This window comes from Thalassorhabdus alkalitolerans, assembly GCF_042656525.1.
GTDB classification, from domain to species: Bacteria; Bacillota; Bacilli; order Bacillales; family Marinococcaceae; genus Thalassorhabdus; species Thalassorhabdus alkalitolerans.
The window spans coordinates 620,190-646,329 of the sequence record NZ_JBHSOZ010000003.1 but is presented as its reverse complement, the minus strand read 5'-3'; the positions used below and the strand labels follow the sequence as shown (position 1 = coordinate 646,329).

General features: G+C 42.0%; 24 protein-coding genes. 21 read left to right on the top strand and 3 right to left on the bottom strand.

Annotated features, from left to right (window positions below):
• Positions 1-20 precede the first annotated feature (20 nt).
• Genes ACFPU1_RS05855 through ACFPU1_RS05815 form a run of 9 tightly spaced genes read left to right on the top strand, consistent with a single transcriptional unit; the run spans position 21 to position 9,200 of the window.
• Positions 21-797: an enoyl-CoA hydratase/isomerase family protein gene (locus tag ACFPU1_RS05855; protein WP_054635206.1), complete on the top strand. Its 777-nt coding sequence runs from the start codon at positions 21-23 to the stop codon at positions 795-797.
• A 29-nt stretch (positions 798-826) separates the two neighbouring features.
• Complete coding sequence (locus ACFPU1_RS05850) at positions 827-1,810, top strand: quinone oxidoreductase family protein (RefSeq protein WP_385939407.1); 984 nt, start codon at positions 827-829, stop codon at positions 1,808-1,810.
• Positions 1,811-1,868: 58 nt separating this feature from the next.
• The gene (locus ACFPU1_RS05845; protein ID WP_385939405.1) at positions 1,869-2,735 is read left to right on the top strand and encodes a branched-chain amino acid ABC transporter permease; all 867 of its coding nucleotides are present in this window, start codon (positions 1,869-1,871) and stop codon (positions 2,733-2,735) included.
• Positions 2,732-3,733, top strand: a complete 1,002-nt coding sequence (locus ACFPU1_RS05840) for a branched-chain amino acid ABC transporter permease (protein WP_385939404.1) — start codon at positions 2,732-2,734, stop codon at positions 3,731-3,733. Before ACFPU1_RS05845 ends, ACFPU1_RS05840 begins: the two co-directional genes overlap by 4 nt.
• A complete protein-coding gene (locus tag ACFPU1_RS05835; protein ID WP_385940475.1) occupies positions 3,730-4,503 on the top strand; it encodes an ABC transporter ATP-binding protein in 774 nt (257 codons plus the stop codon). The genes ACFPU1_RS05840 and ACFPU1_RS05835 overlap by 4 nt, the downstream gene beginning before the upstream one ends.
• Positions 4,487-5,194 (top strand): ABC transporter ATP-binding protein, encoded by a 708-nt coding sequence (locus tag ACFPU1_RS05830; RefSeq protein ID WP_054635209.1) that lies wholly within the window; start codon positions 4,487-4,489, stop codon positions 5,192-5,194. Before ACFPU1_RS05835 ends, ACFPU1_RS05830 begins: the two co-directional genes overlap by 17 nt.
• 30 nt (positions 5,195-5,224) lie before the next feature.
• Complete coding sequence (locus ACFPU1_RS05825; RefSeq protein ID WP_385939402.1) at positions 5,225-6,436, top strand: ABC transporter substrate-binding protein; 1,212 nt, start codon at positions 5,225-5,227, stop codon at positions 6,434-6,436.
• 47 nt (positions 6,437-6,483) lie between these two features.
• Complete coding sequence (locus tag ACFPU1_RS05820; protein ID WP_385939400.1) at positions 6,484-8,172, top strand: long-chain-fatty-acid--CoA ligase; 1,689 nt, start codon at positions 6,484-6,486, stop codon at positions 8,170-8,172.
• Positions 8,169-9,200 carry a phosphotriesterase family protein gene (locus tag ACFPU1_RS05815; RefSeq protein ID WP_385939398.1) on the top strand — a complete coding sequence of 344 codons (1,032 nt, stop codon included), beginning with the start codon at positions 8,169-8,171 and terminating at the stop codon, positions 9,198-9,200. Before ACFPU1_RS05820 ends, ACFPU1_RS05815 begins: the two co-directional genes overlap by 4 nt.
• Positions 9,201-9,260: 60 nt before the next feature.
• On the opposite strand, the gene ACFPU1_RS05810 is transcribed toward ACFPU1_RS05815, so the two are convergent.
• A complete protein-coding gene (locus tag ACFPU1_RS05810; protein WP_054635212.1) occupies positions 9,261-9,464 on the bottom strand; it encodes a YlaI family protein in 204 nt (67 codons plus the stop codon).
• A gap of 285 nt (positions 9,465-9,749) precedes the next feature.
• On the opposite strand from ACFPU1_RS05810, the gene ACFPU1_RS05805 reads away from it, so the two are divergent.
• Both ACFPU1_RS05805 and ACFPU1_RS05800 read left to right on the top strand, forming a co-directional pair.
• Positions 9,750-10,205, top strand: a complete 456-nt coding sequence (locus ACFPU1_RS05805; RefSeq protein ID WP_385939396.1) for a pyridoxamine 5'-phosphate oxidase family protein — start codon at positions 9,750-9,752, stop codon at positions 10,203-10,205.
• Positions 10,206-10,438: 233 nt separating this feature from the next.
• Positions 10,439-11,758: a PhoH family protein gene (locus ACFPU1_RS05800; protein WP_385939394.1), complete on the top strand. Its 1,320-nt coding sequence runs from the start codon at positions 10,439-10,441 to the stop codon at positions 11,756-11,758.
• 49 nt (positions 11,759-11,807) lie between these two features.
• Here ACFPU1_RS05800 and ACFPU1_RS05795 read toward each other — a convergent pair whose 3' ends face one another.
• Complete coding sequence (locus tag ACFPU1_RS05795) at positions 11,808-12,311, bottom strand: peptidyl-prolyl cis-trans isomerase (RefSeq protein ID WP_385939392.1); 504 nt, start codon at positions 12,309-12,311, stop codon at positions 11,808-11,810.
• 136 nt (positions 12,312-12,447) lie between these two features.
• Between ACFPU1_RS05795 and glsA the strand changes: the two genes are divergently transcribed.
• The 4 genes from glsA (at position 12,448) to ACFPU1_RS05775 (ending at position 18,786) form a co-directional block, all read left to right on the top strand.
• The gene (gene glsA / locus ACFPU1_RS05790; RefSeq protein ID WP_385939391.1) at positions 12,448-13,383 is read left to right on the top strand and encodes a glutaminase A; all 936 of its coding nucleotides are present in this window, start codon (positions 12,448-12,450) and stop codon (positions 13,381-13,383) included.
• A 199-nt stretch (positions 13,384-13,582) separates the two neighbouring features.
• Positions 13,583-13,849, top strand: a complete 267-nt coding sequence (locus ACFPU1_RS05785) for an Fpa/YlaN family protein (RefSeq protein ID WP_374701192.1) — start codon at positions 13,583-13,585, stop codon at positions 13,847-13,849.
• 249 nt (positions 13,850-14,098) lie between these two features.
• Positions 14,099-17,548 (top strand): pyruvate carboxylase, encoded by a 3,450-nt coding sequence (gene pyc / locus ACFPU1_RS05780; protein ID WP_385939389.1) that lies wholly within the window; start codon positions 14,099-14,101, stop codon positions 17,546-17,548.
• A gap of 77 nt (positions 17,549-17,625) precedes the next feature.
• The gene (locus ACFPU1_RS05775) at positions 17,626-18,786 is read left to right on the top strand and encodes a GNAT family N-acetyltransferase (protein WP_385939387.1); all 1,161 of its coding nucleotides are present in this window, start codon (positions 17,626-17,628) and stop codon (positions 18,784-18,786) included.
• A gap of 95 nt (positions 18,787-18,881) precedes the next feature.
• Here ACFPU1_RS05775 and ACFPU1_RS05770 read toward each other — a convergent pair whose 3' ends face one another.
• Positions 18,882-19,787, bottom strand: coding sequence for a COX15/CtaA family protein (locus tag ACFPU1_RS05770; protein WP_385939385.1), 906 nt, complete (start codon positions 19,785-19,787; stop codon positions 18,882-18,884).
• A 418-nt stretch (positions 19,788-20,205) separates the two neighbouring features.
• Between ACFPU1_RS05770 and cyoE the strand changes: the two genes are divergently transcribed.
• The 6 genes from cyoE to ACFPU1_RS05740 all read left to right on the top strand — a co-directional run bounded on the left by cyoE (position 20,206) and on the right by ACFPU1_RS05740 (position 26,067).
• Positions 20,206-21,105: a heme o synthase gene (gene cyoE, locus ACFPU1_RS05765; protein ID WP_385940473.1), complete on the top strand. Its 900-nt coding sequence runs from the start codon at positions 20,206-20,208 to the stop codon at positions 21,103-21,105.
• 67 nt (positions 21,106-21,172) lie between these two features.
• On the top strand, positions 21,173-22,201 hold the full coding sequence (gene coxB / locus ACFPU1_RS05760; protein WP_100399465.1) for a cytochrome c oxidase subunit II: 1,029 nt from the start codon (positions 21,173-21,175) through the stop codon (positions 22,199-22,201).
• 26 nt (positions 22,202-22,227) lie between these two features.
• Positions 22,228-24,102 (top strand): cytochrome c oxidase subunit I, encoded by a 1,875-nt coding sequence (ctaD, locus tag ACFPU1_RS05755; RefSeq protein ID WP_385939383.1) that lies wholly within the window; start codon positions 22,228-22,230, stop codon positions 24,100-24,102.
• A gap of 1 nt (position 24,103) precedes the next feature.
• Entirely contained in the window at positions 24,104-24,721 is a 618-nt protein-coding gene (locus ACFPU1_RS05750) for a cytochrome (ubi)quinol oxidase subunit III (protein ID WP_054635218.1), read from the top strand.
• A 4-nt stretch (positions 24,722-24,725) separates the two neighbouring features.
• A complete protein-coding gene (locus ACFPU1_RS05745; RefSeq protein WP_385939381.1) occupies positions 24,726-25,070 on the top strand; it encodes a cytochrome C oxidase subunit IV family protein in 345 nt (114 codons plus the stop codon).
• 436 nt (positions 25,071-25,506) lie between these two features.
• The gene (locus ACFPU1_RS05740) at positions 25,507-26,067 is read left to right on the top strand and encodes a DUF420 domain-containing protein (protein ID WP_054635219.1); all 561 of its coding nucleotides are present in this window, start codon (positions 25,507-25,509) and stop codon (positions 26,065-26,067) included.
• The last annotated feature ends 73 nt before the right edge of the window (positions 26,068-26,140 follow it).

Here is a 26,140-nt window from a genome sequence, read left to right as displayed (position 1 = left end):
CTAAAAAAGGAGGAGAAACGATGAGTAATCACTTATTGGTTGAAGAGAGACAAGGAGTTATGTATGTAACCTTAAACAGGCCTGAACGTCTAAATGCTTTCAGTCCCGATATGATGGAAGGATTACTTCAAGCCTTGTCCGAGGCAGAAGAAAAGAGTGAAGTGAAAGCGATTGTCCTTTCCGGTGCCGGTCGTTCCTTTAGTGCCGGAGGAGACGTGAAAAGCATGGGAGAGGCCACACCGGCAAAGGTGTATAGCCATATTGAACGCTTAAATGAAGTTATTAAAAAAATTAAAAGGGTTGAAAAGCCTATCATTGCTGCGGTTCACGGTTTTGCCGCCGGAGCGGGCTTCAATTTGGCGTTAGCGTGTGACCTGATCGTGTCATCCAAAGACAGTAAGTTTGCGATGAGTTTTGGACAAGTGGGATTAATTTCTGATGGAGGCGGCTCATACTTCCTTCCCAAACTAGTGGGAATTCACCGTGCGAAAGAAATTATGTTTAGCGGAGAAGCGATTGAAGCTGAGAGGGCCTATGAGATAGGCATAGTAAATCAGCTGTTTGATCCTGATGAAATGAAAGAAAAGACAGAGTCCTACGCCGCCCGGATAGCCAGAGGACCAATAGGAGCTTACGGCATGATGAAAAAGGTAATGGATCATTCATTGAATGCTTCCCTTGAAGAAATACTTCAGGAGGAGCGAATTTCACAAACATTAATGGTGGCAAGTGAAGATCATAAAGAAGGCGTACAAGCCTTTGTGGAAAAGAGAGCACCATCCTTTTCAGGAAGCTAAAACTATTCGTATACAAGGAGGAAATTAGGATGAAAGCAGTACAGTTAGAGAAATTTGGCAGTCCTGACGTACTACGTCTTGTAGATTTAGAAAGACCGAGCCCTAAGGAAAATGAAGTACTCATCGAAATTAAGGCAATAGGGGTGAATTATGCAGATACGGCAAGAAGAGAAGGACAGTATGTTGTTGACACTCCTCTGCCGTATGTCCCTGGTTCTGAGGTAGCCGGGATTATTGTTGAAACAGGGACAGGTGTGAAAAGATTTAAAGCTGGAGACAGGGTTGTGACCTTATTGGGGGGCAGACGAGCGACAGGCTATGCGGAGTACACAGTAGCTGACGAAAGAGCACTTATCCCCCTTCCAGAAAATCTTGATGAACAGACGGCAGCTTCCATCCCACTGCAAGGGTTAAGTGCTTACCATGTTTTAAAAACAATGGGAAGAATGGAGAAGGGGGAAACCGTTCTGGTCCATGCGGCTGCCGGGGGAGTTGGAATATTTGCGGTTCAGCTTGCCAGAATTTTTGGAGCTGGAAAGATTATCGGCACAGCCAGTACGGAAGAAAAGAGACAATTTGCCAAAGAGCTTGGAGCCGATCACACCATAGATTATACAAACGAGCTATGGGAAGAAGAGATCATGGAAATAACAAAAGGAAAAGGCGTGGATGTGGCTTTGGAAATGGCTGGCGGAAGAGTCTTTAACCAGACTCTGAATTGTTTAGCTCCCTTTGGGAGGCTGGTCATTTATGGAGTAGCAAGCGGGGAACAAAGCAGATTTTACCCTTCTTCATTAATGGAAAAAAATCAAAGTGTCATCGGTTTTTTCCTTCCCCAGATCATGAGTAAGCCTCACTTGCTGGAAAGCAGCTTAAAAGATATCTTTACCTACATTCAAAAAGAAGAGATTAAGCTCAAAATCGGCGGGGTCTTCCCCCTGGAAGAAGCAGCTGATGTTCACCGAAAGCTTCAAGGAAGAGAAACGTCAGGGAAACTTATTCTTGTCCCATAACTAAGCAGCCACTTTAATATCAGAATTTTCTGCAAAAAATTCTGTAAGGAGGAATACAATGGAATTTCTCTTTCAGCAAGTATTTAACGGTGTTACGATTGGAAGCGTTTACAGTCTGGTTGCTTTAGGGTTAACTCTTATATTTGGGATTTTGCATGTTCCTAATTTTGCCCATGGAGCAATGTACATGATTGGAGCTTATCTTACTTTGACTGTCATGACAGCAATGGGGGTACATTACTGGCTTGCTGTAGGTATATCAATTTTAATGGTAGCCTTGCTTGCGATAATAACTGAACGTCTGGTGTTCAGCCGTCTTGATCAAAATAACCCTCTTCCCATGATGATTGCAGCCATTGGTATTCTCTTTTTTCTGGAAGCATTTGCTCACTTGGTCTGGGGAAGTCAGTACCAACGCATGGTTACTCCGTATGGAGAATCCATTAATTTCCTTGGGATGACCGTTACTTTGCAGCGATTGATTATCATTGGAGCGGCCTTGTTTTTGATGCTTATCCTTCATCTTTTTTTAACAAGAACGATGACAGGTTCTTCTATAGTCGCGATGGCTCAAAACAGAGAAGGAGCCTTTCTGGTTGGGATCAATGCAAACAAAGTGGCTATGCTGACCTTTGCTATTGCCGGCGGACTGGCTGCTGCTGCTGCTTCACTGGCAGCTCCCATCAACCTGGTATATCCGAGTATGGGAAATCTCGTAATAATGAAAGCTTTTGTCATTATCATTCTGGGGGGGATGGGAAGTATACCCGGGGCAATTGTAGGAGGCTATATCCTGGGAATTTCAGAGAGCCTGGGAGCAACTTATATTTCAGCCGAGTACAGTGATTTAATTGCTTTTGTTCTGCTTGTTCTTATTTTGACCGTTAAACCTACGGGGCTGTTTGTCAGGGGGGTGCAAGGATGACCTTTTTTAAAAAAAATGGATGGCTCATTACTTTGGCTATCATTGCTTTATTGTTTCCCCTCATCCTGCCGAACCAGTATTTTATCCAAATTGGTATATTGATAGGGATTTGGTCAATTGCGGTGTACGGTCTTAATTTGATCACCGGCTATATTGGCCAGCTCTCACTGGCCCACGCAGGATTCTTCGCAATTGGTGCCTACTCGCTGGGCCTGCTTACGTTAAATGCAGGGATTCCTTTTTGGGCAGCTTTTTTTCTATCACTTGCTATAACGGCTGTGTTTGGCCTTTTGATTGGGCTTGTCGCTTTGCGGACTAAATCCCATTTCTTTGCGATTTACACCATGTCTGTAGGGTTCTTAATTTATCTTGTCATTTATAAATGGGATGAATTGACGGGAGGTGTCAGGGGATTGATAGGAATTTCCGCACCCGATGGCATCGGTCCCGTGACGTTTCAGTCAATCACCAGCCAGTATTATTTTGTGATCTTTTTTCTTCTTGTAACGATTTTTCTTATGAGAAGGATCGTTCATTCACTTCTGGGAAGAACCTTTACCGCTATTCGAAACAGTGAGGACCTTGCAAAAACAATCGGGATTTCAGTGATGAAAAACAAACTCCTTGCTTTTGTGCTCTCTTCCATATTTGCTGGTCTTGCCGGGATTCTTTACGCCTCGTATATAAGATTTCTGGGACCTGAAATCGCTTATATTGAAGTTGCGTTTGAAATTTTGTTGTACTTGCTGGTAGGTGGAATCGGGACGTTGGCAGGACCTCTTGTGGGCACGATTATTGTTGTGACCCTTACCCAGTCCCTTCAATTTTTAGAGGAATATCGCATGCTCATTTTCGGACCTATCGTAGTCCTGTTAATTCTTTTCTATCCTCAAGGAATTGTTGGGCAGTATTATATGTGGAAAATGAAAAGGAATTTTAAGAAAAAGCCGTCTATTCATGCAGGGAAAGAGAACAGCGTAAAGGAGGCCCGGTCCTGATGCTTACGATTAATGGCTTAACAAAATCCTTCGGTGGACTTACGGCAGTAAATGAAGTGGATGCTGTAATTGAAAAAGGGACCATTACAGCTGTCATCGGACCGAATGGTGCCGGCAAATCCACGTTCTTTCATTTAATAAGCGGTTTTCATCAGCCCACAAAAGGGTCCATTCAATATAACGGCAGTGATATTACCAAAACACCGCCACATAAGACAGCTGCCCTGGGAATCAGCCGTACCTTTCAAACAACTCATTTATTTGAGCAGTCCACAGTTATTGATAACGTGTTAATCGGCCATCGGGTTCGTACGAAAGCAACTATCATTGATGCTATTTTTCGGACGAAACGTGAAAAAAATGAAGAAAAAAAGTGTTATGAAAAAGCGAGAGAGATGCTCGATTTTGTAGGCTTGTCGCATTTGGAAAATAACCCTGTTCACTCCATTACTCAGGAGGAACAAAAAAGAACTGCGATTGCACTTGCTCTTGCAACCGACCCTGAGCTGCTCCTTCTGGATGAACCGGCAGCTGGTATTAATCCTGATGAAACAATAGAACTTGCCTCCTTAATCAAAAAAATAGTTAGAAATGGAGTCACTGTCTGTTTAATTGAGCACAAAATGCCGATGATTATGTCGTTAGCTGACCATATCATCGTCTTAAATCACGGAAGCAAGATAGCAGAAGGGACACCCGAGGAAATAAAAAATAACCCTGAAGTGATCAAAGCGTATCTTGGAGGTGAGGAAAATGTTGAAACTGGATAATGTCTCTGTTTCCTATGGAAGTTTTAAAGCGTTGGAAAATGTATCTTTATACGCTGAGCAAGGAGAGTTAGTCGTTCTTCTAGGCTCCAATGGAGCCGGCAAGTCAACTTTATTTAAGGCAGTCAGCGGTCTGGTCAAGGTTCAGGAAGGCAGCATGGAGGCCGCAGGGACTTCTATCCTTGGGAAACCCCCCAGCTTTATGGTGAAAAAAGGGATTGTCCAGTGTGCAGAAGGAAGGATGCTCTTTCCTGCCATGACAGTCCTTGAAAATCTGAAAATGGGAAGCTATGTTCACCGGAGAGATAAGAAAGTCCAAGAGGAACAGCTTCGAAATGTTTATGATTTGTTTCCTATTTTACAAGAAAAAAGGAAGGATCCTGCCGGGTCTTTAAGCGGTGGGCAGCAGCAAATGGTTGCCATTGGACGGGCTCTCATGGCAAAGCCCTCTTTGTTACTCCTCGATGAGCCTTCTTTAGGGCTTGCTCCTCTTATTGTTGAGCAGATGTTTGAGACAATAAGTGAGATTAACAAGACTGGGGTCACTGTGTTGTTAGCTGAGCAAAATGCACATGCTGCATTGAAAATTTCAAACAGAGGTTATGTACTTGAAAACGGCAGTGTGGTCATGGAGGGCACACAGAAAGAACTGATGAACAATGAAGATATTCGCAAGGCGTACATTGGAGCATAGCTTTCTTTATTTATAAAAAGGGGGATAACTATGAAAAATTCGGCTTGGTGGTTCATTGGTTTAGGTGGAATGCTTATGGTTTCAGCTGGGTGCGCGGAGGAAACAGGAACGGATGCAGACGGGCAAAACGGCGGGGAGGCAGAAGTAGAAACAGAAGTGGATGTGGAAGGAGATGAAGAGGTAGTTAATATCGGATATACTGGCCCGTTAAGCGGCCCGGCTGCTTACTACGGTGAAAATACATTAAATGGCATGAGAATGGCAGCAGAGGAAATTAATGAAGAAGGATTTGAAATAGATGGTGTGACTTATAAAGTAAACGTTATTGCCTATGATGATATGTATCTTCCTAATGAAGCAGGTACAAACGCAAGACGCCTCGTTCAGGAAAATGATACATCCGTCGTTTTTGTTCCTCACAGCGGAGGAGTGTTTGCCACGCAAGTATTTAATGAAGAGGAAGAGTTTTTAATTGCAGCATATACAAGTGAACCGGATGTGTTAGAGCAGGGGAATGAGCTAACACTTAGAATCCCGCCGGCTTACACCATGTACCCTGATTTCTTTATTGATTACCAGATGGAGAACTTTGGAGAGCGCCTTGCCTTGCTTCCAACAGCCACGCAATACGGGAAGGACTGGACGGAAACCATTGTACCAGAGTGGGAGGGAGCTGGCGGAGAAATAGTGTTTGATGGCGAAATTGATTTTAGTCAGGACACTGATTTTTATAACATTGTATCCAATGCCTTAAATTCTGACCCTGATGTTTTATTTGTCGGCGGTGCCTCAGAACCTACAGCGTTAGTTATTGATCAAGCAAAAGAGCTTGGCTTTGAGGGAGGATTTATGGTAATGGACCAAGCGAAGCTTGAAGAAATGGAAGCGGTTCTCGGAGGCTATGAAAGATTAGAAGGAGCCGTGGGTGTATTGCCTCAGCTTAAAAGTGATGCTGCCGGCGCAGAAGCATTTAACACTGGTTACCAGGAACAGTATGACAGAATCCCAACCTCTGAAAGTGCTTTTAACTACCAGGCGATGTATGTGCTCGTAGAGGCGATGAAAGCATCTGGTTCAGTAGATGATGCCCAGGCTATTATGGCGGCCATGGACGAAGGGGTAAAAGCACTGGATGAAGAGGACATCGTGTGGTATTTAGAAGGAGTAGAAGATCAGGGCTTTGATTGGCTGGGAGGAGCAGCAGCTGTAGAAAACGGTGAAATTGTTATTTTAGAAGAATAAAACCTTTTAGTAGTTTCTTTACAGTAACAATGTAGAGGAGGATCTGGATGAAAGAGTGGTTAAAATACTGGCCCAAAAGGCTTCCATCATCGTTAAGCGTTCCTAAAACCACCATTGTTGATAATCTGGAAGTATCTGCAAAGCGTTACCCGGATAAGGTTGCTGTATATTATTACGGTTCAGCTTTTACCTATGAAACTATATTTAAGGAAGTAAACAGGCTTGCAGCGTTTTTGCAAAAGGAATGGCATATGAAAAAAGGCGACCGTGTTATTTTATACATGCAAAACTCTCCTTCCTTTCTTATTTCATATTACGGAATCTTACAAGCAGGTGGCGTAGTGGTCCCGGTAAATCCTATGAACAAGGAACAGGAAGTCGCGTTTTATATTGAAGACAGTGAAGCTGAAATCGCGATCGCAGGGCAGGAGCTCCTTGGAAACATCCAAGGGCACCTGGGCCAAACAACATTGAAAAATATATTAGCTGCATCTTATGGCGATTTTGTATCAAGTCCAAAGTATCGGAAGGATCTCCCGGATGAAGCAATGCTTCCGTCTGGGGATAGTCAATCAAATGAAGGAATTCATACTTGGGAGGACATGAGGGAGAGCAAGTATGAATTATCTCCTGTCTTTGTTAATAGTGAAGATCTTGCCTGTCTGCCCTATACATCAGGGACAACCGGAAGGCCGAAAGGGTGCATGCATACTCATTATTCCATACAGGCCAATCTTGCAGCAGCTAAGGACTGGATGAGCATGACCCCAAATAGTGTCTCCCTTGCTTCTTTGCCCTGGTTCCATGTGACCGGAATGCAGCACAGTATGAATGCACCTCTTTTTGCAGGAGGGGCCATCGTGATTATGACGCGCTGGAACCGAGAAACAGCTGTGAGATTGATTGAGGATTATGGGTGCACAAATTGGATCAATATCAGCACCATGGTAGTAGATTTTCTTTCACACCCAGAGATCGAAAAGAAGAATTTATCGTCATTACAAGTCATAGGCGGCGGAGGTGCTCCTTTGCCAGAAGCGGTAGGGAAAAAGCTGCAGCTGCTTACAGAGATCACTTACTGTGAAGGGTACGGGCTAAGTGAAACGATGTCACAAACTCATTTCAATCCACCAGATCGTCCTAAGCTTCAATGTTTAGGGATTCCTTCATTTGATGTAGATGTTATCATGCTCGATCCATCAGCTGGTGAAGAGATTCCCCTTGGCCAGCAGGGAGAGATTGCCGTATCAGGTCCCCAGGTTTTTAAAGGATACTGGCGCCGGCCTGAAGAAACTGCTGAATCGTTTATTCAAAAGGACGGAACTGCTTATTTTCGTACCGGAGATATAGGATATATGGATCCTGAAGGCTACTTTTTTATGGTCGATCGAAAAAAACGCATGATTAACACAGCAGGTTTTAAAGTATGGCCTTCAGAAATAGAATCGGTTCTTTATCAGCATGAGGCTGTCCAGCAGGCATGTGTGGTAGGGGCTCCTGATCCAAGGACAGGGGAAGTGGTTAAAGCCTATGTGGTCCTTCAAAAGGGATACGAACCCAGTGAAGAACTGGCACAAAATGTAATAGATTGGAGCCGGAACCAAATGGCTGTTTATAAAACGCCAAAGGAAATCCATTTTCTCGAAGAGCTTCCCAAGACTGCAAGCGGTAAAATACTTTGGCGTACTCTTCAGGACAGGGAATGGAACCGGGCGCGAGAGGAGGAGAAGGCTTGAATCAACGTGTAGAAACAGTGACAGGTCCGGTTGATGCAAGTAAGCTTGGAAAAACGCTCGTCCATGAACATTTCTTTTTTGGCTATCCAGGGTTTCACGGAGACTTTACAAGAGGAAGGTTTGACTGGAATGAAAAACGTAACCAAGGTATTGAAGTAGCAGAGCGGATAATGCAGCATGGAGTTGAAACAGTAATTGATCCAACTCCAAATGATTGTGGCAGGAATCCCTTATTGCTGCGAGAAATTTCTGAAGCCACAGGCCTTCAGATTATATGCTCGACTGGTTACTATTACGAAGGGGAGGGAGCCACACCTTACTTTACATTTCGTCAAAGCCTTGGAACGGCAGAAGATGAAATACACGAATTATTTCTCACAGAGGTGACGGAAGGAATTGAGGGAACAGGTATTAAACCAGGCATAATTAAGCTAGCATCCAGCAAAGGTGAAATCACTCCATATGAGAAGATGTTTTTTCGGGCTGGAGCGAAAGTTCAGGCGCAGACAGGAATTCCCATTCTCACTCATACACAGGAAGGTACTATGGGACTCGAACAAGTGAAGCTCTTACTTGAGCATGGAGCTGATCCATCAAAATTAGTGATTGGGCATATGTGCGGTACAACAGATATTCATCAACATTTTGAAGTATTAAAGCAGGGAGTGTACGTAGCGTTTGATCGTTTTGGCCTGCAAGGAATAGTGGGGGCTCCTGCTGATGAAGAAAGGATGGCCGTTTTTTTAGGGCTGGCTGCTCTGGGATATGAAAAACAGCTTCTCTTATCTCACGACACGGTTAATATCTGGCTTGGAAAAGAGCCGATTCTTCCTGAATCAATCGCCCATTTGTTGAGGAATTGGACTCCTGTTCACTTATTTGAAAGAATAATTCCGATGATGAAGGAAAAAGGCTGTCCGGAAGAAAAGCTGAATAAGATTTTAAACGAGAATCCGATGCACATCTTTACAGGCAGAAAGGAGGAAGCAGAAAAAAACAATCAGGCGGGAAAAGCAGGCTTATCATAAATTGGTCAAAAAATAAAAAAAGAGTGTCTAGGTGAGCATAGACCACAAAGACACTCTTACTTATTTCCAGTTATCCTCTTTTGTTTTGCTTTGATACATAGTAAAATTCCCGCTAGCCCAACGTTCATTAGTTTTTTCACTTATACGTTCATGACAGGGATCACACATATAGGTATGGATCGGCCTGTTTCTAAGTCGTTTGGCTAAAGGGGAATCATCTTTTAAGTCGTTGATTGTATCACAAATGACACATTTCACTTTCATGATTCCACCTCAGTTCATCTCAATCATTAATTGTACTGCCTTTTCTCAGTATAACATGGGAAAGAACAGCCGACTACTTGCCAATGACGTAGAAAAGCGTGTGATTTGCCTTTTATTATAAAGAAGAGAAATAATACAGAGTACAAGGATTTTACAGGTGTTGCGTCGTATAACTTATATAAGGTAGTTTTAGGGTAGTGTGATCAAGGTAAAGATAAAGTAGATGCATACAAGGATGTAGAAAGCTTTTAAGTAAGGGCGACTATTGATTGGAGGTTTGTTCTAATGGCAAACAAAGTTGAACAACAATTGACTGAGGATTTATTACCACTCTTACAAAAAGAAAGATATGTAACGATAGCTACGGTAGATTACGAAACGAACGTACCTAACGTAAACGCTATTTCCTGGGTGTTTGCCCCGGACAGCAAACGTGTTTGTTTCGCTATTGATAACCGCTCCCGAATTGTGGAAAATATTAAAAAGAACCATGGTATGACAATGACTGTCATTGGCAGCGGCTCTACGTATTCAATTTCCGGAAAGGCAAGCATTAAAGCAGAGAAACTGGAAGGTGTCCCTCTTAAGCTTGCTTTAATTGAATTGTCCATTGATGAAATTCGAGATGTGATGTTTTATGGCGCACGTATTTCTACAGAACCAAGCTATGAAAAAACATATGATGCAGAAGCAGCAGCTAAGCTTGACAAACAAGTAATGGATGCGATTAAAAAGGCTTAAGCCGGGAGGTCTCCTGGTTTGGCTTTTTTTGTTCTTTTAATGGGAAGAAGAAGCAGGGTCATTTGTTAAAGAATACATGATGGAAAGTTTTATGGACAAATCCTCAAACGCCGTCAATATTATCCCCATTCATGCATAGTAAGTAATAAGAATCTTTTTTAACCACTCACTCCTAGAGTTAGATGATAACAGAAAGGTTTAGGTATGAGACTCGTTAGTCGGGAGGAAGCCTATTGAAAAAAATCTATGTATTAGACACAAATGTCCTGTTGCAGGACCCACGTGCTATTTTTCAATTTGAAGAGCATGAAGTAGTGATTCCAGCTGTCGTGTTAGAAGAAGTGGATTCAAAAAAACGGTATATGGATGAGATTGGCCGTAATGCTCGTCATGTTTCGAAAATATTAGATGGTTTGCGAGGCAAAGGGAAACTACATGAAGGAGTAGGAACGCAAGGCGGAGGCAGAGTCAGGGTAGAACTTAATCACCGCTCTTTTAAATGCTTGAAAGAAACGTTCGCAGAAATGACGAATGATAATCGCATTTTAGCTGTAGCTAAAAATCTGCAAAACGAAGTACAAGGGCAAAAAACTGTAGTGATTGTAAGCAAAGATGCGTTAGTAAGAGTGAAAGCTGATGCACTGGGTATTATAGCTGAGGATTTTCTAAGTGACAGGGTTGTAGAATACGATAATATTTACAGCGGTCATTTACGCACGAAAGTACCCGCTGAAGTCCTGAATAAGTATTATAAAGATCAATCTTTGGCGGTTTCAGAAATAGGAAAAGATATACTGCGTCCTCATGAATTTGTTGTACTGAAGGATATTCTCGGCGGTTCTGCTTCAGCTGTCGGAAAAGCAGATGAAACCGGAAAAGTGATCAGGCCTTTTTTAACAGAGCTTGATCAAGTCTGGGGAATTAAACCAAGAAATGTTGAACAAAAAATGGCTTTAGAGCTTTTGTTAAGACAAGATATACCACTTGTCACTTTAACGGGAAAAGCAGGAACAGGAAAGACACTATTATCTCTTGCGGCAGGCTTGCTGCAGACGGAAGATCTAGGCCGCTATAACAAGCTGTTAGTGGCTAGACCGGTTGTACCGGTAGGAAAAGACATCGGCTTTCTTCCTGGAGAAAAAGAGGAAAAACTCAGGCCTTGGATGCAGCCCGTTTACGATAATCTGGAATTTTTGTTTAACACAAAAAAGCCCGGGGAAATTGACCAGATTCTAGCCGGTATGGGTTCAATACAGGTTGAGGCGTTGACGTACATCAGGGGTCGAAGCATTCCTGATCAATTTATCATCATAGATGAAGCTCAAAATTTGACCAAGCACGAAGTGAAAACCATTCTTACGAGGGTTGGAGAAGGAAGTAAAATTGTACTAATGGGCGATCCCGCCCAAATTGACCACCCGTACCTTGATGAATTGAACAATGGTCTTGCCTACGTTGTGGAAACCTTTAAGTCACAAAGGGAAAGCGGACATGTGAAGCTTGAAAAAGGGGAGCGTTCCGGGCTCGCCCAGCTGGCAGCTGACTTGTTATAAATCACTGAGCTAAAAGAAGGGAGAAAGAGGCAGCTCTATCTCCCTTTTCTTATTTGACAATAAACTTTACAACATGTTTGATGGGGTTGTCTTTGTTGCTGCCGTTTTTCTCATAAACGTGGATTGGCCCGGTTTCTTTTAAAGGCTTTCCTTCATGAGAAAAACCGATAATAAAGTTTTTTCCTTCTTGAAGGGAGTATGGAAACTGCTCACCGGATTTTGTTTCCACAACAACCTGGGAAGCATCAGCTGCCGGCTCTGCGTTCTCTAAAAATGGAGCGAAAGGGATACCAAATGTTCCATTAATGAGAGCTTCTTTTTTTGTGCGGATCGTATTTGTAGAAGATCTCTTTGGAACCTGGGCTCCTTCAGAAATTTCTTTGTCCCATTGTTTTGACACGGCCTTCTTATAATCTTCAAGGTGATCGTTTTCATCATGAAGCTCATCGAAGTACGTAGTAAGGTCAACCTTTCTATCATCAAAAATCCAAACTGTAGGATCGATGGTGATCGTATGTTTTATTCGTCCTTCAATCATTACTATAAAGTCCATACATATCCTTCCTTTCGAATCTAAAAACTGCAATAATTCTATCCTATCATAGATTGTTCATTTCTGAAGCAGGGTAAAGGAATGAATACATTATTTTATACAAAACATAAGGAAAAGGAAAACGGAGGAGGAGAGTATGGCCACATCCATTTGCAGCAAGGAAGATTTAGAAAGAATGATTGACGATGTCAGACTATATACTAAGGATGGAAAGGTTGCAGATTATATCCCTGCCCTGGGAAAAGCAGATCCTGGAGCAGTCGCATGTTCTCTGTTTTTTGAAGACGGCAATGTGCTGACAGCAGGGGATAAAGAACAAAGATTTACGCTGCAGAGTGTATCCAAAATTATAACCTTGGCTCTTGCGTTAATGGACAGAGGAGAGGAGGAAGTTTTTTCAAGAGTAGGGATGGAGCCGACAGGAGATCCTTTTAACTCTATAAGTAAGCTCGAAACAATGATTCCTTCAAAACCCTTGAATCCAATGATTAACGCTGGAGCACTGGCGGTAACCAATATGCTTCATGGAAATACGAGTCAAGAAAAATTAGGCAGGCTTTTGGCATTTGTACATGACTTAACAGATAACACAGACATCACTTACTCAGAAGAAGTAGCAAAATCAGAGTACGAAACAGCAGATCTTAATCGGTCTCTATGTTATTTTATGAAACAGCACGGCGTTATTAAAGGAGATGTTGAGGAGCTGCTGGATTTATACACAAAGCAGTGCGCCATTGAGGTAAACTGCCTTGATTTGGCGAAAATTGGCTACGTTATTGGGAATCAGGGAAAGGACCCATGTACCGGAAGACAAATTGTCCCCCTTCATATTGCAAGGATAGTCAAAACCTTTATGGTCACATGCGGAATGTATAATGCCTCTGGAGAGTTTGCAATTAGAGTAGGGATACCAGCTAAAAGCGGGGTTTCCGGTGCTGTGCTTGGAGCGGTCCCTTTTGGAGTAGGGATAGGAATATATAGTCCTTCCCTTGATGAAAAAGGAAATAGTATGGCAGGGATGAAGCTTCTTGAAACAATTTCCAAGCGATTTGATTTAAGTATTTTTTAACCATGGAGGGTGTCCAGGAAAGTGAGGCACTGATCTCTGCAGGCAAGATTATCTCCTTGCAGGGTGGTTTTGGGTCATATTACGAAAGGAAAGAAATTGGGACAATTAGCTGCGGCATCTTGCTTTTTTTGTCTTTACCTTATATGATAGCACTACAACGAGTTCATAGTAGGAGGGATCACCCTTGAGCATAAAGGCAATGACTGAACATAGCGAGAAAGCTTATGCCCTTCTGAAAGCCGATGCAGAAAAAATCCGCAAACTCATTGAAGTTCAAATGGACAATTTAACAATGCCCCAATGTCCTCTTTATGAAGAGGTCCTAGATACTCAGATGTTTGGCCTTTCTCGGGAAATTGATTTTGCTATCCGTTTAAGCCTGATTGATGAAGAAACGGGAAAACATATTCTTGCAGAGCTGGAAAGAAAATTAGCGGCTCTTCATGAAGCTACCGTAGGCAAATAAAAATCCAAGCTATCCACAGATGATAGCTTGGATTTTTTTATGTGCAAAGAGACGCAGAGCTAAGAAAAATATAGTAAAAAAGAAAATAAAAACACATAGTAATGTTAGGTTTTTTTTGACAGATCATTTTGAGATGGTATGATAAGTTGATAAGTATATTTAGAATAATCAGACACCTAAGCGAACTATAAAAAGAAAAAGGTTTGCAGGCAAGGCAGATGGAGAGAAAACATAACAAGGAGGATGTTCATGAGCAGGTTACAAAACATCAAAAAGGTATTGGTAGCAAACAGGGGCGAAATTGCAATACGTATATTCCGTGCTTGCACAGAATTACATATTCGCACAGTAGCGGTCTATTCTAAAGAAGACACAGGGGCATATCACCGCTACAAAGCTGATGAAGCATACTTAGTAGGAGAAGGAAAGAAACCCATCGATGCTTATTTAGACATTGAAGGGATTATTGAAATTGCCAAGGCAAACGGCGTCGATGCCATTCATCCAGGCTACGGGTTTTTGTCTGAAAACCTGGAGTTTGCTAAACGATGCAAGGAAGAAGGGCTTATTTTTATAGGGCCGGAAACGGAACATCTGGAAATGTTTGGAGATAAAGTGAAAGCAAGAGAAACTGCTATAAAGGCAGAGATTCCTGTTATTCCAGGCAGTGACGGCCCTCTGGAAAGCTTTGAGGAAGTAAAGAAATTTTCTGATGAGCACGGATTTCCTTTTATTATCAAAGCTTCCCTTGGCGGAGGCGGACGGGGCATGCGTATTGTCCGCAGTCCTGAGGCCCTTAAAGACGCTTTTGAAAGAGCAAAATCTGAAGCGAAATCCTCCTTTGGAAATGATGAGGTATACGTAGAAAAGTTTATTGAAAACCCTAAACATATAGAAGTTCAGATTTTAGGAGACAAAGACGGCAATATCGTTCATTTGTATGAACGAGACTGTTCTGTTCAAAGGCGGCATCAAAAGGTAGTGGAAGTGGCGCCAAGTGTTTCTTTGTCTGAAAATGTACGTGAAAAAATTTGTGAAGCTGCTGTTAAACTGTCCAAAGACATTAACTATGTCAATGCAGGGACTGTAGAATTCCTGGTTAATCCAGATGGTGAGTTCTTCTTTATTGAAGTGAACCCAAGAATCCAGGTGGAGCATACGATTACAGAAATGATCACCGGAATTGATATCGTCCAGAGCCAGCTCCACATTGCGGATGGGAAATCTCTTCATGGAAAAGAGCTGGGAATCCCTAAGCAGGAGGATATATATACCCATGGTTATGCCATTCAATCTCGGGTAACAACTGAAGACCCAAGCAATAACTTCTTCCCTGATACAGGGAAGATTATGGCGTACCGTTCGGGTGGAGGCTTTGGAGTCCGTCTGGATGCCGGGAACGGTTTTCAAGGGTCGATCATTACGCCACACTATGATTCCCTGCTGGTTAAAGTCTCTACATGGGCTCTTTCCTTTGACGGGGCAGCAGTGAAGATGCTCCGGAATCTAAGAGAATTTCGAATTCGGGGCATAAAGACCAACATTGAATTTCTTGAAAATGTTGTCCAGCATGAAGCTTTTTTAACTGGAGAGTATGATACTTCCTTTATTGATACTACTCCGGAACTATTTGTCTTTCCGAAAAGAAAAGACCGGGGAACGAAAATGCTTACCTTTATTGGCGAAACCATTGTAAATGGCTATCCAGGGCTGGAAAAAGAAAAGAAGCCAATCTTTGATAAGCCCCAGGTTCCTAAGGTGAAGTACAGTGAACCTGTTCCACCGGGAACAAAGCAGATTCTGGATGAGCGCGGGCCGGAGGGGCTGGCGGACTGGGTCAAAGAGCAAAAAGAAGTTCTGTTAACAGATACAACGTTTAGAGACGCTCACCAGTCGTTGCTTGCCACAAGAATCAGGACCCAGGATTTAAAACAAATTGCAGAGCCTACAGCACGTATGCTTCCGAATCTTTTTTCCTCAGAAATGTGGGGGGGAGCTACTTTTGATGTGGCCATGCGTTTTCTTCACGAAGATCCATGGGAAAGACTCATTATGCTGCGGGAGAAAATGCCTAATGTACTGATGCAAATGCTCCTGCGAGCATCCAATGCTGTCGGTTACAAGAACTATCCCGATAACGTCATTAAAGAATTTGTTGATAAATCAGCAAGTGCCGGAATAGATGTCTTCCGGATATTTGATTCCTTAAACTGGATTGAAGGAATGCAGCTGACCATAGATGCTGTACGGGAAAGCAACAAAATCGCAGAAGCTTCAATTTGTTATACAGGGGATATTCTTGATTCTTCAAGAACAAAATACGATCTTGGTTATTACAAAAACCTTGCTGGAGAGCTTGAAAAATCAGGTGCTCATATCCTTGGCATTAAAGATATGGCTGGCCTTCTTAAACCGGAAGCAGCCTATCAGCTTATCAGCGAGCTTAAGGAAACCATTGATATCCCTATTCACCTTCATACACATGATACGAGTGGAAACGGTATTTTTACGTACTCCAAAGCGATTGAAGCCGGAGTCGATATTGTAGATGTAGCGGTAAGCTCCATGGCAGGACTGACGTCACAGCCAAGTGGAAACAGCTTGTACTATGCGTTAGCAGGAAATGAACGACAACCGAACATTGACGTAAAAGCCGTAGAAGAATTGAGTGAGTTCTGGGATTATACTCGGAAATATTATCAAGGCTTTGAAAGTGGAATGAATTCACCTCACACGGAAGTATACGAACATGAAATGCCTGGGGGACAGTACAGCAACCTTCAGCAGCAGGCAAAGGCCGTAGGGTTAAAGAACCGCTGGAATGAAGTGAAAAAGATGTATCGCCAAGTAAATGATATGTTTGGGGACGTTGTGAAGGTGACCCCTTCATCCAAAGTAGTAGGTGATATGGCTCTTTATATGGTCCAAAACGATTTGACCGTAGATGATATATATGAAAAAGGTGAATCACTGGACTTTCCTGACTCGGTGATTGAATTTTTCCAGGGATTTTTGGGACAGCCTTATCAGGGTTTTCCAAAAGAACTGCAAAATATTATCCTTAAAGGCAGAACAGCTATTATCAACCGTCCAGGTGAAAACATGGACCCGGTCAGCTTCCATGAAATGAAGGAAGAGCTGTACCATAAACTAGAAAGACAGGTAACAAGCCATGACATGCTGTCTTATGCTTTATATCCGAAAGTGTTTATGGATTTTGAGCGGTTCCGCCAGCAATTTGGCGATGTAACAGTCCTTGATACTCCTACTTTCTTTTACGGTCTTCGTCTTGGTGAAGAGATAGAAGTGGAAATTGAACAAGGAAAAACATTAATTGTAAAACTTGTCTCCATCTCAAAACCCCAGGACAATGGAAACCGGATCGTTTATTTTGAATTAAATGGTCAGCCGCGAGAAGTGGTGATAAAAGACCAAAATGTAAAAACGGCGGCTTCAGTACGCCCAAAAGCAGATAAGAGCAGTGAAAATCAAATCGGAGCTTCCATGCCTGGCACTGTGATTAAGGCTCTCGTAGCAAAGGGAGAAAAGGTCAAAAAAGGCGACCATTTAATGATTACAGAAGCAATGAAAATGGAAACAACAATCCAGGCTCCGTTTGATGGTGAAGTAAAGGAAATCTATGTTGAAAATGGAGATGCCATAGAATCTGGAGACCTGTTAATTGAGTTAAAAAATTAAACACTGTGAGAAAGGCAGCAGATGATTGCTGCCTTTTTGCTTACAGTGAACGAGAAGATTCAGGAGTGTGACTGAGTGTGGAAATACGAAAAATGAAAACAAGTGAAATAGATCAAGTAATGGAGCTTGGCCAATTTGCCTTTCAATTAGAAATGAACAGTGAAGAGCTGGAAGAACGCAAAAAATTTATTAACCCAGAAAACGTGTGGGTGGCAGCAGGAGAAGATGAAATCTACAGTAAACTAACCATTCTTCCTATGGAAGTATATATCGGGCCACATAAACTTTCTGCCGGTGGAGTCTCCGGGGTGGCGACCTGGCCTGAAAAAAGAAGAAACGGGCTTGTCAGTCAGCTTCTTGCAGCTTCATTAAAAGACATGAAGGACAGAGGGCATATTTTGTCTTTTTTGTACCCTTTTTCTATTCCTTTCTATAGAAAGTATGGCTGGGAGCTCTCTGCTGATACAAAAAAATGGACAATTCCCAAAGAAAAACTGCCAATTCCTGATGGGAAATCAACAGGTACAATAAAGAGATTAGCAAAAGAAGACTGGAAGGAGCTGAACACCATCTACCAATCTTTTGCCCAACACTATGCAGGGGCTATTGAGAGGACAGAAGATTGGTGGAAACAATTTGTGTTCAAAAGAAAAAAAGGACAGATAGCAGTCTTTACAAACTCAGAGGGGAAAGATGAAGGGTATCTTATCTATCAGGTTAAAGAAAGAACCCTTACCGTACATGAGTTTGTGCATACTACGAATGAGTCCAGGGAAGGATTATGGAATTTTCTTGCAAACCATGATTCCATGATTGATGAAATGGTAATGAAGGCTGCCATAGATGATCCGTCCCGTCTTCTTCTTGTAAACCCTCACATAAAGGAGGAGCGGGAATCCTATTTTATGGGAAGAATTGTGGATGTGTTTTCGTTGCTTCAAACGTACCCGTTTATAAAGAAAGGGGCAGCTGTTATCCATGTAACGGATAACTTCTGCTCTTGGAATGACGGTTCTTTTAAGGTTGAGGTGCATGATCCGGGAGAAAACCTCGTAAGGAGAGTGGAACAAGGCAAGGGGGTAGCATGCACGATTAATACCCTCTCTTCCGTTCTGATGGGCTATACATCTGTGGAAGATGCAGTAAATGCCGGTTTACTAACAGGAGACGAAGCAGAAATCAGAGGATTCAAAGCCATGCTTCCTCCTCTTACACCTTTTTTATATGATTTCTTTTAAATAATGAAGTATTTGGAAATAATGTCACTAGGCATGGTATTCTTACAAAAAACCCCCTCAAGGAGGGGGTTCAACTTATTTAGGAGACATTTAAGTCATATACTCGGCTTTCTGGTTGAAATCATAACCATATAGCTTAGTACTGTAAATAAAAGTGAAATGATCATAGCGTGGAAAAGAGCGGGTGTCAAATAACTGTCTGCAAATAAAATGGAAACACCTGCGGTTATTTGCCCGATCACCAGAATAAATGCCAGAATACTTGACCATAAAATAGCTTTTGAGCCGCTGTAATGCTTGATGGCAAGAATCATTAATATAAGCAGGAAGACAAATAGAAGCATCCCAAAAATTCTATGAGCAAAATGAATGCCGATCTCATACCCGATCGAACCGCTCATATCCGGTATGACCTGGCCATTACACAGCGGAAACCCCTGACAAGCATATGTAGCTTCGGAATGCTTAACGTAGGCTCCGGTGTAAATGGCTGCATAACAATACGCCAATACGAAAATTAAATAATTACGGAATCCTTTTGTGACCTGGGGAGCAGGTGAACGGCGTCCGTCTTCAAAGGCAAGTACGGTTAACAAGACAACAGTAGCAAAGGAAATGGCAGAAATTCCGAAATGAAGGGCCAGAACGATGTCAGAATGTCCCCATACTACGGCAGCAGCGCCCATAAGACCCTGGAAAATAATAAATAAAACAGCCATAATTGCCATGAATTTTGTTTCCCTAATGTGCGGGATTTTTTTCCATGCCCAGAAGGCTAATATAATAACCATGATTCCTAAAAGGCCCGATACAAGCCGGTGGCTGTATTCTATGATGGTTTCAACAGCAGGAGAGGTCGGCACAACTTCCCCAAAGCAAAGGGGCCAGGTTGACCCGCACCCATCGCCTGATTCTGTTTTTGTCACCAGGGCACCTTGTAAAAGGACAATTAACATCCCGATTGATGTAATGACCCCGTAAATTTTTAACCCTTTATTCAAGGTATTCACCCCTAAATCTGTATTTATAACAACACGAAAACTACCATTCTAATGGTATGAATATTGCAGGGAAAAGTCAATTTCCTAAAAATGAACTTTGATTGGAATTTAAGAAATGTGAAGAAACTGTGAAACTTAGGAAAGTAATGAAACAAAAAAGATTTTAAGCTATAATGTCTGTAGTGCACAGTCAATGTGCCTTTTTATGCAAGGCAGCTGTTGTTCACAATAATGCTGGTTTCCTTAGGTGAAATAAAATTTTCATTTTCCTGCACCTTAGTTACTGATAAACTAGGTAAGGGCTTACTTCCTGCTTCATTTAGTTAACTACAACTGCAGGTTATAAGGAACTGATCGTAATTTTTAAGGGGGGTGAACGGATTTGAGTAAGACAAACACGGTACTTGAGTCAACAAAGGTGCTGGAGCACCCGAAGGAGATAGTGACTGAAGACGCATCAGTGAAATCGTGGAAAAGTTATGTTACCCTTGCCAAAATGGGAATTGTCTCTTCTAATTTAATAACTGCTTTCGCAGGTATTTTCCTAGCTTCAGTGTATACAGGGTTCAGTTTGACTCAGAATCTACATATTCTGATACTTACGTTACTAGGGGCAGGACTTGTTATGGCAGGAGGTTGTACTCTTAATAACTATATTGACAGAGATATTGACCATTTAATGGAACGTACCAAAGATCGTCCAACTGTGAACGGTATGCCCGCAAGGAATGTTCTATGGGCCGGTATTACCCAGTCGAGTCTTGGTATATTATTTCTGTTATTGGTAGAACCTGTAGCTGCCATTATTGGTATGATTGGTCTTTTTGTTTATGTTGTCCTTTATACAATGTGGACAAAGCGAACTCATTCTATTAACACGATTGTAGGTAGTGTCTCAGGAGCTGTGCCTCCTTTAATTGGGTGGGCCGCTGTAGATCCAAGCCTTCATCATTACGCGTGGGTTCTCTTTGCCATTATGTTTATCTGGCAGCCGCCTCACTTCTTAGCATTGGCTATGAAGAGGGTGGAAGAATACAGAAATGCAGGTATTCCTATGCTTCCAGTGGTAGCCGGGTTTAAAGTAACAAAAAGACAAATGGTAGTTTATGTAGCAGCCCTCATTCCAATCTCTTTGCTTCTTTATCCTTTTGGCTGGGTGTATACTACCGTTGCTGCTATACTAAGCATTGGGTGGTTCGCGTTAGGCATTTATGGGTTTAAGATGAAAGATGACATTAAATGGGCACGTCTGATGTTTGTATATTCTTTAAACTATCTAACAATTTTGTTTGTGCTTATGGTCATTGTTCATATCTAAGGATGATGACCATAATACAAAGATAAATGTATGAAAACTAAAAAAGAAAGCGAGGTCTGATGATTCCATGATGTGGAAATACTTATCAAGGTTTCTGCCTTTAACGGCACTGCTTTTGTTCCTGGCAGGCTGTGGTGAGCAGAGAATGACTGCCTTGGATCCAATGGGACCCCAGTCTCAATGGATTTTTGACAACATGATTTTGAGCTTGTATGTAATGGCTCTTGTTATTATTGTTGTATTTGCCTTGTTCTTCATAGCTGTAGTGAAATTCAGAAAAAAACCTGGAGATAATGAAATACCTGAGCAGGTAGAAGGAAGCCATAAACTGGAGATTACTTGGACAGTTATCCCTATTTTATTACTAGTTGTTTTGGCTATTCCTACATTAACAGGTACGTTTCTTTTGGCAGATACTGAGCCGGAAGAAGGAGATGAAGATGCGGTAGTCATTGATGTGACTGGTCATCAGTACTGGTGGCAGTTTGACTATGAGGAAGGCTTTACTGCTTCTAATGATGTGTACATACCAGTTGGTGAAAAAGTAACGTTTAATCTTCATGCCAGTGATGTAATTCACTCATTCTGGGTGCCGGCACTCGGCGGTAAGGTGGACAACCTTCCAGGAGTAGAGAACGCCTTATGGCTTGAAGCAGATGAACCAGGAGTATACATGGGGAAATGTGCTGAGCTTTGTGGTCCTTCTCATGCTCTGATGGACTTTAAACTTATTGCTCTTGAAAGAGATGATTATGATGCTTGGGTAGAGAGCATGCAGGAAGATCCTGAAGAGGAACTTGAAGAAACAGTTGCTAACCAGGGAAGAGAAGTTTTTGAAGACCAAGGATGTATTGGATGTCACGCGATCGGCGGTTCCGGTTCTGCAGCAGGTCCGACATTAACGAACTTTGGCGACCGTGAAACGATTGCCAACTACCTTGAAATGAATGAGGAAAACCTTGAGGCATGGATTCGTGAACCTCAAGCGTTAAAACAAGGCAACAATATGCCTGAATATCCAGATATGCCACAGGAAGAAATGGATGCGCTTGTAGATTACCTTATGGAACTAAGCGTAATGGATGAAGAAGAATAAAATAATTTATAAAGGAGGTAAACCCAGTGGCTAGTACAACTGCTGACACTCAGTCCAAAAGCGTTCTTTGGGACTGGCTGACCACGGTTGACCATAAGAAATTGGGTGTTTTATACCTGATTGCCGGTACATTGTTTTTTGTACAAGCTGGTGTCATGGCGCTATTTATGCGTATTCAGCTTATGTATCCGGAAATGCAGTTTATTAGTGGTCAAACCTTTAACGAATTTATAACGATGCATGGTACCATCATGCTGTTTTTAGCAGCAACACCATTACTATTTGCGTTTATGAACTTTGTCATTCCGCTGCAAATTGGTGCTCGGGATGTGGCATTTCCATTTGTAAATGCCCTCGGTTTCTGGATCTTCTTCTTTGGTGGCTTGCTTTTAAGCTTGTCATGGTTCTTTGGAGGAGCTCCTGATGCAGGATGGACTGCATATGTTCCCCTGTCGACAAATGAATACGGCCATTTAGGTCTTGATTTCTACGTACTCGGACTGCAAGTAAGTGGTATCGGTACATTAGTATCCGGTATTAACTTTGTAGTTACAATCATTAATATGAGAGCACCTGGTATGACAATGATGAGAATGCCATTGTTCTGCTGGACGTCTCTTATTACATCTATCTTAATTGTATTTGCATTTACACCGCTTGCAGCTGGATTGGCCATGCTGATGCTTGAACGCTTGTTTGGCGGCCAGTTCTTTGCACCTGACATGGGTGGTAACGTACTGATCTGGCAGCATATCTTCTGGATTTTCGGTCATCCGGAAGTATATATTCTTGTTTTGCCGGCTTTCGGTATCATTTCAGAAGTTATTCCAGCATTTTCTGGGAAACGACTGTTTGGTTACACAGCAATGGTATTTGCAACATTAATCATTGCGTTCTACGGTTTCATGGTTTGGGCTCACCACATGTTTACCGTTGGTCTTGGACCAATTGCAAACTCTATTTTCGCGATTGCAACAATGGCGATTGCCGTACCTACAGGTATCAAAATCTTTAACTGGCTCTTTACGATGTGGGGCGGGAAGATTCGTTTTACAACAGCCATGCTTTGTGCGGCTTCCTTTGTACCGACATTTGTTCTTGGCGGTGTAACAGGAATTATGCTTGCCATGGCGCCTGTTGACCATTTGTATCATGATACTTACTTTGTTGTAGCTCACTTTCACTACATTGTTGTAGGTGGTATCGTTCTTGGTATATTTGCTGGTTTGTTCTACTGGTATCCAAAAATGTTTGGACATATGCTGAATGAAACGTTAGGAAAGCTCTTTTTCTGGGTATTCTATGTTGGTTTCCATTTAACATTCTTTGTTCAGCACATTCTCGGTCTTATTGGTATGCCGCGTCGTGTTTATACATTCTTAGAAGGACAAGGAATGGATTTTTATAACCTGATCTCTTCCATTGGAGCTTTCATGATGGGTGCCGGTGTAATTATCCTTGTTATTAATGTGATTTACTCAGCATTTAAATCTGAGCGTGTTACTGTGGCAGATCCATGGGATGCCAGGTCTCTTGAGTGGGCAACTAACACTCCGGTACCTGAGTATAACTTTGCACAAACTCCGCAAGTGCGTTCTTTAGATCCGTTGTTTTATGAGAAAATCCATGGTGATGGAAAGATGAAACCAGCAGAACCTCTGCAGGATATTCATATGCCAAACGGCTCAATCCTTCCATTTATCATAAGTTTAGGTCTCTTTATCATGGGATTCGGCTTTATCATGTTTAATATGGACGTTCCAGATGTAGCAGCCATCGCTGTTACTGTAGCTGGTGGTGTAGTCACCTTTGGTGCTATGTTTGTCCGTTCCATCAAAGAGGATCATGGTTATCATATCCCAGTCGAGCGCGTGAAAGAGATAGAAAAGGAGGTAAGCTAATATGGCAGATGCAATTGATGTGTCAAAAGGTCTACCCTCCAACCCTGAGAAAGCGACTCTCGAGGGAAAGAATAAGTTTCTAGGCTTCTGGGTATTCCTGGGCGGAGAAACAGCAATGTTTGCAACATTTTTTGGTGCTTATCTCGGACTTCGGGGCGGCGTAGGTGACGGGCCAGCTTCTGCAGACCTGTTTCATCTTCCCCTGGTCTTTATTATGACCATGCTCCTTTTAACAAGTTCTTTAACGAGTGTGCTTGCTATGTTTGCAATGAAGAAGAATAACTTCAAAGCCATGATGATTTGGCTATGGATAACTGTTCTTCTTGGTCTAGGGTTCATTGGTTTAGAAATCTACGAATTTGTGGAATATTATCATTACGGACTTGGTTTCTCAACGAGTGCCTTCGCTTCTGCTTTCTACTCATTGGTAGGTTTGCACGGAGCTCACGTTGCCTTCGGTCTCCTCTGGATTATTACGTTGTTGATCCGCTACCGCAAGGCTGGCATTACATTGACAAATGCACCTAAGTTTTACTTGTTTAGTTTATACTGGCACTTTATTGATGTAGTGTGGGTATTTATCTTTACAGTAGTTTATCTTATGGGAATAGGAGGTTAATGCGATGGCAGAACACTTATCTCAGTCTTTTGAAAAAAGTGCAATGACAAAACAGGAAAGAAAAAAGATTGATCGCGAAAGAAACATTCAAATTACAGCTTTTGCTTTCATGATTTTTATCACATTGCTTGCGTTTCTTGCAGTAGGAAGTGATGTATTCCCTCAGAACTTTGTTATTCCTTTTATTCTGTTGCTGGCTGCAGTTCAGTTTTTCTTGCAGCTATTCTACTTCATGCATTTGAAGGATAAAAACCATGCATGGCCAAATGCCTTTATGGTGGCAGGGATTTTTGTAGCTACTCCTACATTAATTGCCTTATCCCTATTGCTTGGTGTCGTGAAATATTAAGTTAAGATGGAGAAACCCTCTTCTGCTTCAGCAGAAGGGGGTTTTTTCTACCATAGGGATCTGTTAAAGGAGTAAGTTAATGGATAAGTCATTTGATGGTAGATAATGGCCCTAGACTATTGGGGAATAGCAGGTGATGAAGACCGCGCACCGAGAAAGCGGCTGCCATGACCCAGGCATAGAAGATATCGTGTATGCGAAGGAAAGGAAGCATGAATGAATGTTGACGTGTAGCTTTACGTGCAAGTGAGCGTTTTTTTACATAAACCAACAATAAACGTGCTAAAGTCATGTCAAAAAGGATTAGGCACAAAGGCAGCAGCAGAGTAATGTCTTTGTTTTGATGTTCACTTATTTGTTATAGAATACCCTAGGTGGAGGTTTCCTTCTTAGTGTATAATAGGATGTGGAAATATGAAAAAGTGAGGGATAGTCGATGAATCAGTTTGAAAATAAAGGAGCAGAAGGTGCCCTTGCTAAAGAACGCAATTATACTCCTCTTATTGTGTTTTTAACAGTCGCCATTAATGGTTTGGTTGCTGTGTTGTTTTTTATGGAAGGGTATAGCGGTGATGTTGGTTTCGATATTACGATTTTACCAATGATGAATGCCATCTTTAATAGCTTTACCACTGTCTTTTTATTTACTGCTCTCTATTTTATTTTGAAAAAGAATATTACAATGCATAAAAGATTTATCTATGCTGCATTTGGTTCTACTTCCTTGTTTTTAGTAACCTATGTAACCTATCATTTTCTGGCTGAGTCAACTGCTTTTGGGGGCAGTGGATTGTATGCGGGCTTTTATTATTTTATCCTTATCTCCCATATTATTTTAGCAATTATCATTGTACCTATGGCTTTGCTTTCTTTTTTCAGAGGGATCAGCAACAAAGTAGATAAGCACAGGAAGATTGCCCGCTGGACAATGCCTTTATGGCTGTATGTAAGTATTACAGGTGTATTGGTTTATTTAATGATTTCACCTTACTACTAAATGATTAATATAACGCCATTCCCAATGAGAGGCGCATAGTGTCGAGAAGCCTCCGCTTATGAAAAGGCGGGGG

Coding starts and splice junctions, on each gene's coding strand:
- ACFPU1_RS05855 (WP_054635206.1), top strand. CDS start 21: ATGAGTAATCACTTATTGGTTGAAGAGAGACAAGGAGTTATGTATGTA.
- ACFPU1_RS05850 (WP_385939407.1), top strand. CDS start 827: ATGAAAGCAGTACAGTTAGAGAAATTTGGCAGTCCTGACGTACTACGT.
- ACFPU1_RS05845 (WP_385939405.1), top strand. CDS start 1,869: ATGGAATTTCTCTTTCAGCAAGTATTTAACGGTGTTACGATTGGAAGC.
- ACFPU1_RS05840 (WP_385939404.1), top strand. CDS start 2,732: ATGACCTTTTTTAAAAAAAATGGATGGCTCATTACTTTGGCTATCATT.
- ACFPU1_RS05830 (WP_054635209.1), top strand. CDS start 4,487: ATGTTGAAACTGGATAATGTCTCTGTTTCCTATGGAAGTTTTAAAGCG.
- ACFPU1_RS05825 (WP_385939402.1), top strand. CDS start 5,225: ATGAAAAATTCGGCTTGGTGGTTCATTGGTTTAGGTGGAATGCTTATG.
- ACFPU1_RS05820 (WP_385939400.1), top strand. CDS start 6,484: ATGAAAGAGTGGTTAAAATACTGGCCCAAAAGGCTTCCATCATCGTTA.
- ACFPU1_RS05810 (WP_054635212.1), bottom strand. CDS start 9,464: ATGAAAGTGAAATGTGTCATTTGTGATACAATCAACGACTTAAAAGAT.
- ACFPU1_RS05805 (WP_385939396.1), top strand. CDS start 9,750: ATGGCAAACAAAGTTGAACAACAATTGACTGAGGATTTATTACCACTC.
- ACFPU1_RS05795 (WP_385939392.1), bottom strand. CDS start 12,311: ATGGACTTTATAGTAATGATTGAAGGACGAATAAAACATACGATCACC.
- glsA (WP_385939391.1), top strand. CDS start 12,448: ATGGCCACATCCATTTGCAGCAAGGAAGATTTAGAAAGAATGATTGAC.
- ACFPU1_RS05785 (WP_374701192.1), top strand. CDS start 13,583: ATGACTGAACATAGCGAGAAAGCTTATGCCCTTCTGAAAGCCGATGCA.
- pyc (WP_385939389.1), top strand. CDS start 14,099: ATGAGCAGGTTACAAAACATCAAAAAGGTATTGGTAGCAAACAGGGGC.
- coxB (WP_100399465.1), top strand. CDS start 21,173: ATGATGTGGAAATACTTATCAAGGTTTCTGCCTTTAACGGCACTGCTT.
- ACFPU1_RS05750 (WP_054635218.1), top strand. CDS start 24,104: ATGGCAGATGCAATTGATGTGTCAAAAGGTCTACCCTCCAACCCTGAG.
- ACFPU1_RS05745 (WP_385939381.1), top strand. CDS start 24,726: ATGGCAGAACACTTATCTCAGTCTTTTGAAAAAAGTGCAATGACAAAA.
- ACFPU1_RS05740 (WP_054635219.1), top strand. CDS start 25,507: ATGAATCAGTTTGAAAATAAAGGAGCAGAAGGTGCCCTTGCTAAAGAA.